This is a genomic window from Aeromonas sp., from assembly GCF_051657805.1.
GTDB lineage: Bacteria > Pseudomonadota > Gammaproteobacteria > Enterobacterales > Aeromonadaceae > Aeromonas.
In genome coordinates this window covers 1-1010 of record NZ_JBOFLJ010000048.1, presented here as the reverse complement: position 1 = coordinate 1010, position 1010 = coordinate 1, and the positions used below count along the sequence as shown (strand labels likewise).

At 61.5% G+C, this 1010-nt stretch carries 2 protein-coding genes; one reads left to right on the top strand and one right to left on the bottom strand.

Features of this window, described 5'->3' with window-relative positions; all coding sequences use genetic code 11:
• On the bottom strand, positions 1 to 246 hold a 246-nt coding region (locus tag ACRCYW_RS15575), incomplete at its 3' end, for a hypothetical protein (protein ID WP_438550963.1).
• 414 nt (positions 247 to 660) lie between these two features.
• Here ACRCYW_RS15575 and ACRCYW_RS15570 point away from each other — a divergent pair.
• On the top strand, positions 661 to 1010 hold a 350-nt coding region (locus ACRCYW_RS15570), incomplete at its 3' end, for a hypothetical protein (protein WP_438550962.1).

The window sequence follows — 1010 nt, the reverse complement described above, 5'->3', positions numbered from 1 at the left end:
GAGGTACTGGGTGGGGTACTCCTGGTGACCCTGGGCAGTAGAATGAAAGCCGAGGAGGCGGTCCGGGTAGTGGCCAAGGTCGGTGGGAAGGAAGGAGTCAAGGATGGAGTGAAGCAACTCGGGGCCACGAGAGCGAATGGGAGGGTGGCGAGCCAGGAGAGTGGAGATGACAGGGTCGGTACCAGCAACGTTGAAGAGAGCGTCAGCCATGGCGTGGGAGACGATAATGGCCTCTGGGTTGTCCATATCGGTCTCAGCGGTGTCAGCCACACGGATAGAGACACCGGAGGGAGAGTCATAACACCAGCCCGGATTGGACATGGCTTGACGAACACCCTGTTCCCAGAGGTGAAGGGAGCCGGCTGTCTTTTCAGAGGGCAGCCTAGGGATAGACGAAATGGAGGTAGCGCGGAGGTTCTGGAGGAGAGCATGGCGTTGGCCGTCAGAAGTCAACTGGTGGGCACGGAGGCTCTGTGATTGGACCTGGGACATATGGTGCAGGGACTGTTCCTGGGAGCTGCGAAAGACCTCAAGCATGGCAGACGCCAAGTCCCCAGGGGGGGCAGGGGAAGGAGCAGCCGAGGAGGAGGGTGGGCCAGGGGGCACAAACCCCCCCTGACCGGGGCCAGGCATGCCACCACGGAGCTGGTGGAGGAGAGGATGGGGATCGTGATAGTCGGCGAAGTAGTGATCGCGGATGACCCAGGGAGGGGCAATGCGGCCAATGTCCCAAGGGGGAGGCTTGGGGAGGCGGTGGACAGCAGAGCGGGCCGGCGCCAAGGAAAGGAAACGGGTGGGAGGGTGCCACACAGGAGACAAGCTGACAGAGGCAGCCCAGGCACCACCCACGGTGCAGCAGACCTGTGGGCAGGCAAGAGAAGGGGAGGGGTAGATCCCATCAACCACAAAGAATTCGGACTCAGTGGCGTTGCATTCAAGGGTGGCATCATCAAGGCCGGTGAGATCGCGAAGGTAGGGATGAGGGTAATCCAGGACAATGGATTCGGTGG